The 15678-nt window shown below is 27.9% G+C and carries 19 protein-coding genes and 1 riboswitch; all 19 genes read left to right on the top strand.

The window, feature by feature from the left end; genetic code table 4:
- The first annotated feature begins 8 nt into the window (after positions 1-8).
- The 19 genes from SERIO_RS05275 to SERIO_RS05185 all read left to right on the top strand — a co-directional run bounded on the left by SERIO_RS05275 (position 9) and on the right by SERIO_RS05185 (position 15677).
- Positions 9-1139 carry a bifunctional folylpolyglutamate synthase/dihydrofolate synthase gene (locus SERIO_RS05275; protein ID WP_047791797.1) on the top strand — a complete coding sequence of 377 codons (1131 nt, stop codon included), beginning with the start codon at positions 9-11 and terminating at the stop codon, positions 1137-1139.
- Positions 1139-1837 (top strand): folate family ECF transporter S component, encoded by a 699-nt coding sequence (locus tag SERIO_RS05270; protein ID WP_047791796.1) that lies wholly within the window; start codon positions 1139-1141, stop codon positions 1835-1837. The genes SERIO_RS05275 and SERIO_RS05270 overlap by 1 nt, the downstream gene beginning before the upstream one ends.
- Before the next feature lie 224 nt (positions 1838-2061).
- Entirely contained in the window at positions 2062-3321 is a 1260-nt protein-coding gene (locus SERIO_RS05265; protein ID WP_047791795.1) for a DnaD domain protein, read from the top strand.
- A gap of 18 nt (positions 3322-3339) precedes the next feature.
- A complete protein-coding gene (locus tag SERIO_RS05260) occupies positions 3340-4230 on the top strand; it encodes an ATP-binding protein (RefSeq protein ID WP_047791794.1) in 891 nt (296 codons plus the stop codon).
- Complete coding sequence (locus SERIO_RS05255; RefSeq protein ID WP_047791793.1) at positions 4231-4863, top strand: hypothetical protein; 633 nt, start codon at positions 4231-4233, stop codon at positions 4861-4863.
- 432 nt (positions 4864-5295) lie between these two features.
- Positions 5296-6294, top strand: coding sequence for a type I glyceraldehyde-3-phosphate dehydrogenase (gene gap, locus SERIO_RS05250; RefSeq protein ID WP_047791792.1), 999 nt, complete (start codon positions 5296-5298; stop codon positions 6292-6294).
- A 226-nt stretch (positions 6295-6520) separates the two neighbouring features.
- Entirely contained in the window at positions 6521-6979 is a 459-nt protein-coding gene (locus SERIO_RS06335; RefSeq protein WP_053040861.1) for a hypothetical protein, read from the top strand.
- Positions 6980-7178: 199 nt separating this feature from the next.
- On the top strand, positions 7179-7481 hold the full coding sequence (gene rpsP / locus SERIO_RS05240) for a 30S ribosomal protein S16 (RefSeq protein WP_047791791.1): 303 nt from the start codon (positions 7179-7181) through the stop codon (positions 7479-7481).
- A 16-nt stretch (positions 7482-7497) separates the two neighbouring features.
- Positions 7498-7749, top strand: a complete 252-nt coding sequence (locus tag SERIO_RS05235) for a KH domain-containing protein (protein WP_047791790.1) — start codon at positions 7498-7500, stop codon at positions 7747-7749.
- A gap of 2 nt (positions 7750-7751) precedes the next feature.
- Entirely contained in the window at positions 7752-8246 is a 495-nt protein-coding gene (rimM, locus tag SERIO_RS05230) for a ribosome maturation factor RimM (RefSeq protein ID WP_047791789.1), read from the top strand.
- On the top strand, positions 8247-8978 hold the full coding sequence (gene trmD / locus SERIO_RS05225) for a tRNA (guanosine(37)-N1)-methyltransferase TrmD (RefSeq protein ID WP_047791788.1): 732 nt from the start codon (positions 8247-8249) through the stop codon (positions 8976-8978).
- 93 nt (positions 8979-9071) lie between these two features.
- Positions 9072-9425, top strand: coding sequence for a 50S ribosomal protein L19 (gene rplS, locus SERIO_RS05220; protein WP_047791787.1), 354 nt, complete (start codon positions 9072-9074; stop codon positions 9423-9425).
- Positions 9426-9474: 49 nt separating this feature from the next.
- On the top strand, positions 9475-10350 hold the full coding sequence (locus SERIO_RS05215; protein ID WP_047791786.1) for a P-loop NTPase family protein: 876 nt from the start codon (positions 9475-9477) through the stop codon (positions 10348-10350).
- 79 nt (positions 10351-10429) lie between these two features.
- Entirely contained in the window at positions 10430-11308 is an 879-nt protein-coding gene (gene ylqF / locus SERIO_RS05210) for a ribosome biogenesis GTPase YlqF (RefSeq protein ID WP_047791785.1), read from the top strand.
- A gap of 3 nt (positions 11309-11311) precedes the next feature.
- Complete coding sequence (rnhB, locus tag SERIO_RS05205) at positions 11312-11917, top strand: ribonuclease HII (protein WP_047791784.1); 606 nt, start codon at positions 11312-11314, stop codon at positions 11915-11917.
- Between the two features lie 87 nt (positions 11918-12004).
- Positions 12005-12670 (top strand): MmcQ/YjbR family DNA-binding protein, encoded by a 666-nt coding sequence (locus SERIO_RS05200; RefSeq protein ID WP_047791783.1) that lies wholly within the window; start codon positions 12005-12007, stop codon positions 12668-12670.
- A 76-nt stretch (positions 12671-12746) separates the two neighbouring features.
- A complete protein-coding gene (locus tag SERIO_RS06330; RefSeq protein ID WP_053040860.1) occupies positions 12747-13505 on the top strand; it encodes a DNA-processing protein DprA in 759 nt (252 codons plus the stop codon).
- A gap of 246 nt (positions 13506-13751) precedes the next feature.
- Complete coding sequence (locus tag SERIO_RS05190) at positions 13752-14855, top strand: hypothetical protein (RefSeq protein ID WP_047791782.1); 1104 nt, start codon at positions 13752-13754, stop codon at positions 14853-14855.
- 120 nt (positions 14856-14975) lie between these two features.
- Positions 14976-15073, top strand: a riboswitch (purine riboswitch).
- A 79-nt stretch (positions 15074-15152) separates the two neighbouring features.
- Entirely contained in the window at positions 15153-15677 is a 525-nt protein-coding gene (locus SERIO_RS05185; protein WP_047791781.1) for a phosphoribosyltransferase, read from the top strand.
- Position 15678 lies beyond the last annotated feature (1 nt).

Raw genomic sequence — 15678 nt, 5'->3', positions numbered from 1 at the left:
GAGAGAAAATGAAAGTACAGAAGAAAATTGTTAAAGCGCAACCGTTTCAAGATGAATACCAGCTCAGTAAGTTACTATCTGAAAAATATGATAATATTCAAAATAAAATTAAGGTAATTAATGTAGTTGGAACCAATGGAAAGGGTTCTACTTCGAATTATTTACAAAAGCAACTAATTCCTCATTATGAACAAGTGGGTCTTTTCACATCCCCTGCGTTTTTAAATCATAATGAGCGAATTAAAGTTAATAATGATTATATTAGTGATGATGATTTAAAAAGATTACTAAAAAAGATTCACCCCGATGTTCAAGCATACCACTTAACTTTTTTTGAAATTTGAACATTATTGGCAATTCTTTATTTTATTGAAAAAGATGTTAAAATTGCGATTATTGAAGCAGGCATTGGTGGGGTCCGTGATGCTACAAATGTGTTTGCGAACCAATTATTAGTGGCGTTAACATCAATTGGTTTTGACCATACCGAAGTATTAGGAACCACGCTTGAAGAAATTATTACTAATAAAGTTAAAATTGTTAAAAATAATAACCCCTTAATTATTTCTAATAGTTGTAAAAAATATTTAAAAACTATTAGTAAATATGTTAATAAGGAACAAATTATTATTAGTGATAAATATTTGAAAGCAATTAATTACTATCAACAATATAATGTTGGGCTAGTCATTAAAATTATGGAGTTTCTAAAATTAACAATTAATTATGAAATTTTTAAAATTATTCCGTTATTAGGACGGTTTACAATCTTAAATAAAAATCCTTATTTTATTATTGATGGTGCACATAATCCGGAGGGAATTAACGCCTTAATTCAAACATTTGATATTTTAGATATTGATAATGATAAAGAAACGCTTGTTTTATTTGCTTCTTCTAGTAAAAAAAATTATCTTGAAAATTTAAAATTACTAAAAAACCACTTTAATAGTAAACTATATATTACAACATTTAAGCATCCGTTGGCCTGAAATCTTAAAGATGTTAATTTTAATAATAAAGTTTATAATTGAAAAAAATTTATTATTCAAAATCAGGATAAAAATATTTTGGTTTGTGGATCATTATATTTTATTCCGCTTGTTTATAGTTTTTATTTAGAAAGGACGTGAAAATAATGTTTTATATTTTAACAAGTTTTGGGTCGGGAGTTTTGATTGCTACTTTTTTAGGCCTTGCTAGTTGATTAGATCGTAAAAATATTCGGAAAATTAATATTTTAATAATTACCGTAAGTAGTATGCTAGTAGCGTTATCAACAGTATTAACTAATTTTATTGGGTATAATATTTCAATTGCCGGAGTGGGGGTTATTAAATTAGCACTTGGTAACTTTTTAATTTTTGTAATTGGAATGTTATTTGGTCCTTTTATGGGGGTTTTATCAGGAATTGCTGCCGATTTAATTGGATCATTAATTAATATTGCGGGAAGTTTTCATTTAGGATTTACTTTTAATGTTGTTTTATATGGCTTTATGGGTAGTTTAGTGTTTATTTTCCGTAGTAATAAAGCATGATATTGAAAAGCAGTTATTTTATATATTTTAACTTTTAGTTTAATTTCATTTGGATTAAATACCTTATGATTATATGCAATTGGTTGAACTCAAATTATTTCCTGACCAATTTTCCAAGCGAAATTAATTAAAATGCCAATTGAAATGGTAATTTACTTACCAATTACCTTATCATCATTTGTGGTAATGTACAAACTAATTATGCTTCGTCATAACTTAGATTTATGGGTGATTCGGACAGGAGAACTTAATTTAAACTACTTTAATTTCCGAAAACAAAAGTTAAATCAACAATAGTTAAAAATTGTTGATATGTGTAAAACTTAAAAATATCTCATAAATACTCATAATATTCTTTTTTTAGATGTGGATAAGTCACAAATAAAATAAAATTGTTAATTTAATGTTTACACTTTTTTAATTAATTTGTAAGATTAGAATGGATTGTGAATTAATTTATAAAATGTGTCATTAAAATATTAAATAAGTGAAATTAACAGAATAGTGGAGAATTTAAGAGTATGAAGATAGAATCAGAAGTTACGTATTTAGTAAAACGAGACTATGACTTAACAAATTATGATCGTTTAATTGTATTATATTTGTATCGTCCAATTATTGGGCACCAGGCTCATGCCCTGTATTTAATGTTAGTATATGATGACATTGAATTAGATATCAACACTAAGTATGGCTCAGAACATTTCTTAGCAATCTTACAAATGACATATGATGAATTAATTAAAGCAAAACATCAATTGGAAACAATTGGCTTATTGAAAGTTTTAAAGCGGGAAAAGGGAACCCATTATATTTTAAAACCCCAGCTTCCGATTACCCCTGATGCTTTCTTTTCAAATCCGGTATTATGTAGTTATTTATCGGATAAATTAGGACATCAGAATTTCTTATTAATTAAGGATAAGTTTTTAAAAAATGATAAATATATTGATATTACTAGTGAATCAACAGTCTTGCAAAATCCTAATCTTTTGTTAAACATTGATTTTATTTATATTGATAAGTATTTAGCTGGTAAAAACGCCAATAGTAAATTATATTTGCCTTACAAAGACAAGATTGTCCAATTAGTAAATTATTATCATATTTTAACAAAAGATATTGCTAATTTTATTTATCAAGCAATCAGTGTTGAAAATAAAACAAGAATTTTTAGTTATCATAAATTCCAAATGTTATTATCAGATTTTTATCAAAAAGAAACTTTGAAAAAACAAGTTAACGGCGAACAGTTAAACTTAATTATTGATGAAGAAAATGTTGTTAGCCCATCAAGTATGAAAGAAGCTAAAATCAAGGAAATGGCCACAATTGATCCAATTGAATATTTAACATTATTACGAGATAATGTTCGACCAACACCGATTGAAATTGATATTATTCGGGATTTAATTTTGAATTATCAATTAAAAAATGGTGTTGTTAATTGCTTAATTGAATATGTCTGATTTAAGAATAATAAACGAATTGAACGAAGTTATTGTGAAAAAATTGCAAATACCTTTAACCAGTTAAAAATTACAACGGTTAAAAAAGCAATGGATCATTTGAAAGAAGCATATGTTAAAAGTCAACGGGCAAAAACAACCAAAAATGCGATTAAAACAAATAGTCAAGTAACCCGTAGTTTTAACCAAGATTTAAAGGCAAGTGAGATCAAAAATTTAGAATATGTACAATTATATGAACAATCAAAACCAGATTTTTCAGGGGAAAAAATTGATGATAAGCAATTAATTGAGGAATTAAAAAATTTATAGGAATTAGGTTAGGGAATCATGGGACAAGCAGGATTATTAGCAAAAATTAGAGCAAATGCAGAGTTAATTCAAAATTTAAAAGATATTAACTTTGACCAAAAACACTGACAACAGTTTCAAGAACTTTTTATTGAATATCTTGATAACTACCACCTTTGTGAATATAATCCCAATTTAGCACTTTGCCCTCAGTCCTTTCAAGGTTATAAATATTATTTTATTTATGAAAATAATATGCTAGTTTTAACCCGGGTTGAATGTAACCACCGGATTGCTTATAATGAACTCCACCGGGTAAAAAATAACTATCTAGTTTATGACTTTAGTGATGAATTATTTAAATTACGATTGAACGATGTTGACCAGGATCTTAATTTTAAAAATCTAAAAAAAATTGTTGAGCAAATGATTAAATTTGTAAAAGGAACCCGTAAAAAGGGATTATATATTTATGGTAATCCAGGGGTTGGTAAAACTTATTTGGCAATTCGTTTGGCAAATACGCTTGCTAATAATGGTAAAAAAATTGCTTTTATTTCAGTTATTAATTTAATTAATAAAGTCAAAGCATCCTTTAATTTATCTGTCAATGATTCTTCTCTAGTCGAGAAGTTGTTAAGCTCTGATGTTTTATTTTTAGATGACATTGGTGGTGAAAGTGTCTCAGCTTGAGTGCGTGATGATTTATTATTTCGGATTTTAAATGATCGGATTAGTCAGAATAAACCGGTGTTTTTTACATCAAACTTTAATTTAACAAAATTAATATTATTATATGGTAATATTAAAAATGATTTACATGATAGTGCCACGAACCAAATTAAAGCTTTACGGATTGTTGATCGAATTCGGGGCTTAGCTAGTGAAATTGAATTATTGGGAAATAGTAGAAGAGGAATGGAAGAATAAATGCTAACTTATGATTTTAATAAATATCAAGTAAAATGTTTTAATCAAAATAACCAGTTTTGTGAAATTAAATACTTAGATATTCTAAAATATTGGTATCAAAAAGGTCAGGGAATTAAGTTTACTGCTCGTGACCATCAAGAATATTTAATTAAAAATTATTGATTCGATTATGATAAACCAGATCCCGATGATAAGTTTAAATTTGAATGTTTTGAACGAGATTTACACCGGATCTTGTTTTTAAATGAATGAACAACTGATAAGGATGCGTTTATTCAAAAACACTATATTTCCGAAGAAAAATTTCAGGAAATTAAACAACAAAAACAAGATGTATTAGATGAGTTTTTAAAAGCAAATGGTCCCGGGGCAAAAAATAGTTTAGAATATCGTAGTTTATTATCATCGTTTAGTTTATTACAACATAAATCATTGCCAGTGTTAACTAACGAACTGAATGAAATGGCCCAGGAATATTTGGCGGAAATGCCCTTGTTTGATAAACTGACTCAAGCCCAGTCATTAATAAGTTTTGAAACAATTGCCTTAGATTTATATGGGGATCCCATTATGTATGAAGAGAGTATTCCCGTTGACCAAGACACTTTTATAAATGTTGATAACGATTAACCATGTCAATCTTGCTATTAATTCGTAGAGCCTTATGAATTAAGAACAAGATTTTTTATAATTAATTTTAATGTCCAGATAATTAATTTGACAAAGGGAACTTTTTGAAATCAAAGATTAATTAGCTAACAATTAGCCCTACAAAAGAATAACATTATTTCAATTATGTTAAGGTGCTACCTATTTTATTTTAGTTAGTTATTGTTTATTTATACTTAATTTATCAATAGGTAGTAGCAAAAATTTAAACTAAAAAAATGATTAAGATTATTAATTATTTTGAAATATTTATTGTAAAATAGTAAGGGTGGTGTAAAATAAATTTAAGGATGTATTCAGAATTTAGCGTTATTTTATAGTGCAAGAATAAAGGATGAATAACAGACTAGATATTATTTATTACTAGGAAATAGAATAGAGGAGAGACAAATTATGACAAAAATCGCAATTAATGGATTTGGACGTATTGGACGTTTGGCTTTTAGAAAATTATTTGAAGAAAAAAATGTTGAAATTGTAGCTATTAATGACTTAACAAATGCTAAAACATTAGCAACATTATTAGAATTTGACTCAGCACATGGTAAATGAATGAGTGGAAAAATCTCAGCTGAAGAAGGAGCCATCATTGTTGATGGTAAAAAAATCATTGTATGTGTTGAAAAAGACCCTAAAGCATTACCATGAGGAAAATTAGGTGTTGATGTTGTTATTGAATCAACAGGAAGATTTGCTGATAAAGCAGGTGCTTCATTACACTTAGAAGCCGGAGCAAAAAAAGTTATGATTTCAGCCCCAGCTAAAGGTGAAGGAATTAAAACAATCGTTTATAATGTAAACCACAAAGATTTAACTAAAGATGACACAATTATTTCAGGAGCAAGTTGTACAACTAACTGTTTAGCACCTGTGGCTAAAGTTTTAGATGAAAAATTTGGAATTGAAAAAGGATACATGACAACAGTGCATGCAGTTACAAATGATCAAAGATTATTAGACTTAGCTCATGATGATGTTCGTAGAGCTCGTGCTGCTTTTGCTAACATTGTGCCAACTAAAACAGGAGCTGCTGCTGCTGTGGCCTTAGTTTTACCACAATTAAAAGGTAAATTAGATGGAATGGCATTACGTGTGCCAACAATTACAGGGTCAATCGTTGACTTAGCTGTTGAATTGAAAAAAAATGTAACAATTGATGAAATTAATAATGCTATGAAAGCTGCTGCTTCAGAAACATTAGGATACAACACACAACCAATTGTTTCAACAGATATTATTGGAGAATCACATGGTTCAATCTTTGATGCAACATTAACAAAAATTGTTGAAGTTGATGGAAAACAATTAGTAAAAGTATACTCATGATATGATAATGAAATGTCATATGTATCACAAATGGTAAGAACAGTAGTTTACTTTGGATCATTATAATTCTTAAATTAAGAAAATACTAAGGATAACCTTAGTATTTTTTATTTGTTGGTTTTTATTATTAAGGGTTTATCTTTTTTAAATCTTTTTTATATCCAAACAATGGTAAAAATTATCTATAATAAGAAAATATTACGCAAAAAAATACTTTGTTAATAAATAAAATGTATTATAATTAAACTATGATAATTTATAGCAATTTTCGTAGAAAGTAGGTAGCAATCATATGAAAACAATGAGCATTGATTTGCACTATAATAAAATCAAAAATCAGTTGGAAACAGTAGTCCAAACTGAAAAAATTATTGATAGTACCAATCCCATTTATATGTTATTAACAGATTTAAAAATAATTCGGAATAGCCCCGTTGTGTTATCAGAAGATGGATTCTTGGAACGACTAAATCTTCTGTTAGCTGATATGTATAAAATTTTAGTTTTAAGATGTGAAACGTTATGAGCAGAATATCGTGAAGAATATTATCATCATTTTCGAAAAAATTTAAATCTAAAACAAGAAAAAGAAAAGTTTTTAATTGCAGCTGAACGTCAGCTCGTTGAAAATTATGGCAATAGATTAGCAGACATTGATTTTATTTATATTCAATATTTAATTTATAAATTATTAACCAATGAAATTCAAGAAATTTCGCGTCGTAAAATCCAAGCAATTAACTTTAGTTAGTTTTCATAAAAACCCTTTTTACAAAGGGTTTTTATTAATTTTATCAAAAAGGGTTTGCTAAATAATAAAATTAATAAATTAATTTAAATCAACGCCGGTGTTAAGTTATTTTACTTGACATATTTTTATAATGGTATATGATATTTAAGGTGTTAAGTTATATTGTTTAACAACTAGAAAAATAGAAAGGAATATAAGAATGGTTAAATTACGTTTAAAACGAACAGGAAGAAAAAAAGCAGCATTTTATCGAATTGTCGCAACTGATGCCAGAGTCAAACGTGATGGTGAATACATTGAATTAATTGGAACTTATAATCCAATTAATGGGGAAGTAAACATTGATAATGAAATTGCTTATAAATGATTACAAACAGGAGCACAACCAACTGATACTGTTCGTGACATCTTAAGTAAAGAAGGATTAATGACTAGATTACACAATGACAAACAAACTGCTAAAAAAGCTAATGCTAAACCTCCCAAAAGTCCTAAAAAATAGGGAAGATTAAAGTGCAATGTATATTGATGAGTTAACAAAACTAATTGAGCCGTTAATTAATAAGGAAGATAGCATTTTATTTTATGAAATTCGTCAACTTCCTTCGTTAGAACAAGACATTGTTAATTTACTAGTAATGTGCCACCACGAAATCTTTGGCCATGTGGTTGGTAAAAACGGACAAGTTGCTAATAGCTTACGAAAATTAATTAATTTACGTTCTGCAATTGATCATAAAAAAGTTAATTTAACATTTGAATTATTATAATTATGAATGAGTTAATTAAAGTTTTTAAAATTAATAAACCGCATGCTATTAAAGGTGAAGTTAAGGCAACAATGTTAATTCTTTTAGGAGATTTGGAAATGTTAGTTAATAAGGTATTCTTTTTTGAGCAGCAAGGTGTTTATCAACCATTAACAATTAAGAATTTGAAAAAAACTAATAGTCAATATATTATTAAATTTAAAGAATTTAGTAGTATTAACGAAGTTATTCAACTCCGAGGAACAGTGCTTTACTTACCAGAAAAAGAATTACCAACCGGGTTATTAACAATTATTGAAGATCTTGTTGATTATAAGGTGATGCATAATGACCACGAAATCGGAATTCTCAAAAATACTTTTACCACCAAAGCTCATACAATTTTTGAAGTTTTTTTACATCATAATAACCAAATTATGTTAATTCCCTATGTTGATGAATATGTAAAAAAAATTGATCAAAAAAATAAAATAATCATATTAGATAAGGTGATTTAAATGCAAAAAAATTTTACTATTTTAACTTTATTTCCTGATATGTTTAATGATTTTATGGGGACATCAATTATTAAAAGAGCCCTTGAGAAAAAGATTATTACAATTAAAATTGTGGATATTAGAGCTTATAGTGAATTAAAACATCACCAAGTTGATGATTATCAATATGGTGGCGGGGAAGGAATGGTCCTAATGGCCCCACCCGTGATTAAAGCAATTCAAGCAAATAAAACGGCGGGGATGACCGTGATTTTATTAACTCCGCAAGGTCAAACCTTAAAACAATCACTATCTCAATCTTTAGCAAGTAATAACAATGATTTAATGTTAATTTGCGGGCATTATGAGGGATTTGATGAACGAATTCGTGACTATGTTGATTTAGAACTATCAATCGGAGATTATGTCTTAACTGGTGGTGAATTAGCTAGTATGGTTATTATTGATAGTGTAACAAGACTTTGTACGGATGTTATTAATGAAAATTCTCATCAAAATGATTCGTTTTCTAACCAACTGTTAGATTACCCTGTGTATACAAAACCACTTAGTTTTGATGGAAAAAAAGTTCCTGATGTTTTATTAAGCGGGCATCATCAAAACATTACCGATTGGAGAAGATACCAAGCTTTGAAAAGAACTTATCTTCGTCGTCCCGACTTGTTAGAAAATTTAGTTTTAACAAAGCAAGAGGAAGATTGGTTAGCAGAAATTAAAAAAAATGACAAATAACATGGTTCCGCTAGGCTACTTCGTTAGTTGCTATGAACCATTGTCCAACCCAACAACATAGATTAATTATTTAATAGAAAGGATAACAATAACATGAACATGCGTTTAGTAGAAGAAGTTGTCGAAAATCAACTTCGTAATGATCACCCTGAATTCTCATCAGGAGATACAATTAAAGTCCATGCTAAAATTCAAGAAGGGAACAAATCACGGATCCAAATTTTTGAAGGTGTCGTAATTAAACTACAAGGTAGTGGTATTAGCCAGTCAGTGACAATTAGAAAAGTTAGCAATGGAGCTGGGGTAGAAAGAAACTTCCCGTTACATTCACCTTTAATTGATAAAATTGAAGTTGTTAAATACGGAAAAGTGCGTCGAGCAAGAATTTATTATATGCGAGATCGTCATGGTAAAGCAGCTCGTATTAAAGAAGTTATTAAAAAGTAAATCAGTTAGATAGTCTTTTAATATCTTATCAATAGGAGGTGTGTAGACTATGCAAGATGAGAGAGAAGAAATTATTGTTTCGGTTCCTCCTGAATTTGTTAAAGCAAACCAAAATGTTTTTGATTTAGCAAAAGATGCTGATTTAATTATTGAGGTAACTGATGCGCGGATTCCGGCGTCAGGAACTAATTTATTAAATTATGAGGATCCCGAATTAAAAGACAAACAGCGAATGATTATTCTTACTCATTGTTTACAAGCAGATGAAAGCAAAACTGTTGAATGAACATCTTATTTTGAAAGTAAAGGAATCATCTGTCTTTTAATGGCATTAACTCTTGAAGAAGCAAATGATCAACAAAATCTTAGCTTCTGAGAAAAATGCGATGCTTATCTAAAGAACTTTGAAGGTAAAAAAATTATTGTAATTGGGATGCCAAAATCAGGGAAAACTGCTTTTGTGGACCGGTTATTCTTTGGTGCCACGGAGGGTACTAAAAAAGGCGGCACCGGATTATTTGGCCGCCAGCGAGTATCAAAATATAATAACAATATTGAAATTATTGATACTCCCGCAATTACTGGTGTTAATTTTACCAATTTAAAAGTATATTGACATACCCAAATGCTAGGAATTTTTGATATTAAAGATAATGTGGAAATTGTTGCAATTAAAGCATTTAAACTTTTATTAAAAAAATATAAAGATAAACTTGAAGAAAAATATAGTCTTAAACTAACTGTTAATATGACTGTTGATGATATTATTAGTCAATTTTTAAAAATTATGGCGGTCAAGGGTTTGCTAAATCCTGATGAAGAAGTGCCCGATTTAACTTTAGCGTGTGAAACATTTTTAGATGATATTAAAAATGATAAGATCACCAATATTACTTTAGAATGAGTTGAGGACTATAATTTATAAAATTAAAACAATCTTTATTAATACAATAAAGATTGTTTTTCTTATATAATAATGAAAGAGAGAAACAGGAGGAACAAACATGACAACCAATATTAATTGATTTCCTGGGCATATGGCCAAAGCAATTCGGCAAATTGATGAAAAAATTAAATTAATTGATTTAGTTATTGAAGTTGTTGATTGTCGGATTCCGTTTTCCTCAGCTAATCCAGTTGTCGCAAAACTAAGCCACAATAAACCGCGTTTAATAATTTTGAATAAAAAAGATCTAGCTGATCCAAAAATTACGGAAATGTGAATTAATTATTATCAAAATCACCAAATCCCAGTTATTATGGTTGATAGTAAACACTTTAAAATTTCTAAAATTATTGTTCCGAAAATTTTAGAAACTTTAAAAGATAAGTTAGATCGGGACTATAAAAAAGGCATTAAAAATCCCCAGTTAAAAGTCATGATTTTGGGAATTCCGAATGTTGGAAAATCAACTATTATTAATTCATTAATCAATAAAAGTTCAGCAAAAGTTGGCAATAAACCAGGGGTTACCAAGGGTCAACAATGATTGAAACTTAATGATCAGATTGCATTGCTAGACACCCCTGGAATTTTATGGCCAAAAATTGAAAATCCGCAAGTTGCTCTGCGTCTTGTTTTTACACGGTCAATTAAAGAAGATATTTTACCAAAAGAAGAAATATGCTTAGCAGCAATTAAATGAATTTATGAGCATTATTTCAATGTGTTAGTGAGTAACTACCAAATCCCTAGTGATTATAAAATCACAACTGATACCCCTAGTGCCTGGTTTGATTTATTATTATTAATGCAAAAAAATCGTTTTCAAATTGTTAATGTCGATAATGTTGATAATATTGTCCAAGATTTTTTAAATAAATTATGAAATAATGAATTTGGTTTGCTTTCGTTTGAAACTCCTGGGGAGGAAACAAGATAAGTTATGAATCAGTTTGAACAAGATTTATTAAAACAATATCCTCAAGTTAAAATCTTTTCTGGTAGTGATGAAGCAGGGCGGGGGTGTTTAGCTGGACCATTGGTTGCTGCAACCGTTGTTTTACCATCGGATTATTTTAATCCGGCGATTAAAGATAGTAAAAAACTAACAACTTACCAACGCGAGCAATTATTTGTTGAAATTACTAAAGTGGCCCTTGATTATGCAATTTACACGGTTTCGGTTGAACAAGTTGAAGAAATGAATCCTAAACAGGCAAGTATTTTTGGAATGGAACAAACAATTCAAATGCTAAAAATAAAACCTGATTTAAATTTAACTGACGCGGAAAAATTATCATCATATTTTAATTATCAAAATATTATTGATGGTGATAATTTATCCCAATCAATTGGGGCCGCTTCAATTCTTGCCAAAGTAACAAGGGATTTAATGATGGTTGATTATCATAAACGTTATCCGGTTTATAATTTCAAAAATAATAAAGGTTATGGAACAAAAGAGCATTTAATGGCGTTACAAAAGTATGGCTTGTGTCCGTTACACCGAAAAACTTATGCTCCGGTCAAAAAACTTCTTAAAAAATAAATTATGATGATGTTATTAAACATCATTTTTTAGTTTGCAAGAATAATCGTAATTATATATATGTATAATTAAAAGAGAGGTGATTAAATGGAATTAACATTATCAAATCTGTACCCTAGTCAGGAAAGACTTTCCCAATATGGGTTTAACAATAATCAAAATGGTTTAATTTTAGTCGAGGCATTAGGAAATAACTTAAATGTTATAATAAAAATTGATAAGGATTTTACAAAAATTAAGGTAGATGTTTTAGATTCAGAAACAGTAGAACTGTACCAACCCTTTTATACAAAAATGGTTACTAATTATTCAACCCACATTAAAACGAAAGTTAATGATTTAGTCAATGAAATATTAGAAACATGTTTTATTAAAATTAATCTCCAAGAAACATTACTTAAATATTGTCAGGAAGCATTTCCAACAGTTATCGAAAAACCGTGGGAAAAATGGCCAGAATATCAAACGGTTAAAGCAACTTACAATAACAAATGATATGCTTTATTTATGAAAGTTCCATATCATAAATGACAGCCAAATAGTGCCAATACTAGTCTGGTTGAAATCTTAAATCTAAAACTAGATCCCAAAGTCATCACAAACCTTATTGATAATGAAATTTATTTTAAAGGGTACCATATGAATCACAAAACTTGAATAAGTATTTTATTAAATAAGCAAACCGATTTAAACAAAGTTAAAGAATTAATTAATGAAAGTTATCATCATGTAACTAAGCAAAAAATAAATTAATGCCTCCTAAGCATTAATTTTTATTATTTTTATGCGTTAATGATATATTAAAAATATTAGAAAGGAGGAAAATTTAATGAATAAAGTTTTATTATATTTTGCATTAAAATATGATGGTGACTGGGACCAGATCTATCAAGCTTTAGAACATAAAGAAAAAATTTCTTTTGAAGTCTTAGATACTTTCGTAGCCAAGATTAAGTGTCAATACATTACTATTTTAGATCCCCAATATCCTCCATCTTTAAAATCAATTTACAAACCACCATTTGTATTATTTTATTATGGTGATTTTAACTTGCTAAAAAATTATGATCAGAATTTATTGCTATTTATTAGTCCTAAACCAAGTCAGTATGGTTTTCAACAGACACTAAAATTTATTAAAGAGTTAATTAACCATCAAAAAAGAATTTTAATGTTTTATGATGAACCAATAACAGCAAAAATATTAGCAGCATTGCCACCAACCGTTGTCGGCAAGATTGTCTTCTTTTTACATAAAAATACAATTAGTGATTTCTATCTAAATAACCCTAATCTAAAATTTAACCAGTGTTTAGTAATTTCAGAAAGTTATAATCAAAAACCAATTAATCTCAAAAATCATATTCGAAGAATTGTTATTGCTCTTGCATTTCGAATTTTATTTATTCAAACTAATAAATATGATGATAGTGAAAAATTATTTAATTATATAATTGATTATCAAAAGAAACTTTTTTGTTTGCCTGATCAAATCACTAAAGATAATAAAAATAATCGATATCTTAAGTTAGGAGCAATGCTGGTTGAAAATGTTGGAGACATTATCCAATGTTGAGCAAAAGACTAAACTTGGAGTAAAAGTTTTTCATTTTTTTCTTAAAAAATAAGATATGCAAACAAAATAAAAGTATTAAAATTTAATAATTTAATTTTTAAATATTTAAATTATCCAAAACTACTAATTGCTATTTTATTTTTTTTGCAAGAAAATATAATTATCAAATTAAAAATGATTATAAATAATTTCTGTAATAAAATTAATTTTTTTAATTAAAGGTTAATATTTATAAATCACTTGAAAGGAAATAAAAAAATGAATATTGAAGAATTGCCAAAATTTTTAGAACCTCTAGTGCTTGATGCTATTGAATATAAAAATAAATTAGAAGAAATATTAGTCTTTCAAAACAAAGTTAGAAATGAAGTTAAGATCCTTGAAAACTGATCTCATAAATTAATGGGGAAAATACCGGCTAAAATTACCGAGGCAAACATTCTAGAGTATGCAAACAAGATTAATAATTTAACTGACTTACAAAAAGAATTAGACCATTATATTGAAGTTGAATGGTATTTGTATGAACCATTGATAAATAAAATACAAAATATTAGTAAAGATAATTTTAATTGTGATGATGTTTTTAAAGAACCTCAGTATAATGAATTTTTAAAAAATACCAATTTTTATAAAGTTTTTTGTATTGAGTGCCAAGAATTAGTTAATAAATTAAAAATGACTCAAATTTCAGGTGAAATTGCTGATTTAACTTCCAGTTTTTCTTCATTAGAAAATCTGATGGAAGATAGAAAACAACTAATGACACGAATTATTAGTTTAGATCAAGAATTTCAGGAACTATATTTTAAGTTGTATGTGGTGATAAAACGAACTGGAAATGATGTAGAAAACTTATTGTGTTACAGGAAGGATACGAATAAATGTACTGAAATTATACAAGAAATTAAGGAACTTCAAAGACAGCAAAGACTTCACCACAAAATATTTGAAGTTTTACATTCTGCTAAGTTAAAGGAAGATCCTTCACATCCACCAATATTTTTTGAAAATAAGCAACAAGTTAATTTACTAGAAGAATCTATTAAAACTAAAAAAGAAAAGAACTTTAACAGTATTAAAAAACTTTTGGCAGAGTCCCACTCGACTAATAAAAAGCCTATGAGTTTAGATTCCCTTATTTTTAATGCTCGCAATTCTAAAAAAAATGTTGCAAAAGTTAAGATTAATGATATTCTAAATGTGAAAAAAGAATCAGGTAAAAATTGGGCCCAAGAAATTGCTGAATTAGAAAAAAGAAATAAAAAATTATTAGAACAAAAAGATGAACATCGTCAAAAAGAAGAGGCACTTGCAAAATTAAAAAAACCTAAATTAACCCAGTTAGATGAAGGAAGGTAAAAAAATATAATTTTTTAGATTTTATTGTAAGGAAAAATCCTATTATACTAGGATTTTATTTTGTTTTTAAATTTATTGTTGCAAAACAAACAATATTAAGATATATTCTATATGTAGATAAATATAAAAAATATTAAGACTTATATATGCTAGTAATATGGGCTAGCGTTTCTACGTCTTTCCGTAAAAGAGACACTATGAGTTGATGATTATTTTATTGTAATTCATTAAATTTCATCAGCATAAACTTTTGCAAGTTTATGTTTTTATATTTTAGATTTAATAGGAGAATAAGGGATGAATACTGATAAATTAGAATTATACATTTCAGAAGCAGAAATTCAGGAAAAAATTAAAGAATACGCCCAAAAATTAAATGCTATTTACCAAGGAAAAACATTACATTGTGTTGGCATTATGAACGGGGCCTTGTTTTTTATGAGTGATTTATTAAGAAACTTAGATACTTTTATTGTGTTGGATACTATTAGCGTTTCTAGTTATTTAGATGGTAAGTCAACCGATGAAATTGTTTTTAACAAACACATTGCCAAGACAATTACTGGACAAGATGTTTTATTAATTGAAGATATTATTGATACAGGAAAAACATTGGATGTGGTAGTTGAAGAATTAAAAAAAATGAAACCAGCTAGTTTGCGTATTGTTTGTTTAGCTGATAAACCAGATTGTCATCCAAAACCCCGTTTTGAATATGACTATTTATTTGCCCTTAAAAATGAGTTTGTGGTGGGTTATGGTTTTGATTATAATGACAAGTATCGCCAATTAAAAAGCATTTACATATATAAAGGAGAATAAC

The organism is Spiroplasma eriocheiris (genome assembly GCF_001029265.1).
Classification (GTDB): Bacteria; Bacillota_I; Bacilli_A; order Mycoplasmatales; family Mycoplasmataceae; genus Spiroplasma; species Spiroplasma eriocheiris.
The sequence above is the reverse complement of the archived record's forward strand: the minus strand, read 5'-3'. Positions and strand labels throughout refer to the sequence as shown.